This window comes from Polynucleobacter sinensis, assembly GCF_001595985.1.
GTDB lineage: Bacteria > Pseudomonadota > Gammaproteobacteria > Burkholderiales > Burkholderiaceae > Polynucleobacter > Polynucleobacter sinensis.
The window spans coordinates 1-281 of the sequence record NZ_LOJJ01000011.1 but is presented as its reverse complement, the minus strand read 5'-3'; the positions used below and the strand labels follow the sequence as shown (position 1 = coordinate 281).

The window sequence follows — 281 nt, the reverse complement described above, 5'->3', positions numbered from 1 at the left end:
CACCGCTAACTGCCACGTTATTAAATACTTGCGTACCCACAGTGACAGCAAGGACCTCGCCGGCCCCCAAGACTGCTGTACCAGAAACTATTGGAGTAGTGTCATTAGTTATCTGAGCCGTTACTGTTGGAACGCTCGGATTGGTTGTATCAATCACCAGCTCACCTGTTGAGACATCACTCACAGAGTTGCCAGCCCGATCCGTTACCGTAGCAGTAACATTGTAGCTACCCTCAGCCAGGACTGTTGGCGAAACACTCCAACTACCACCGCTAACTGCC

Annotated in this window: 1 protein-coding gene; it reads right to left on the bottom strand. The window is 51.2% G+C overall.

Annotated elements, in window-relative coordinates:
- Positions 1-281: Ig-like domain-containing protein (locus tag AOB49_RS12175; protein ID WP_216634734.1), on the bottom strand; the 281-nt coding region annotated here is incomplete at both ends.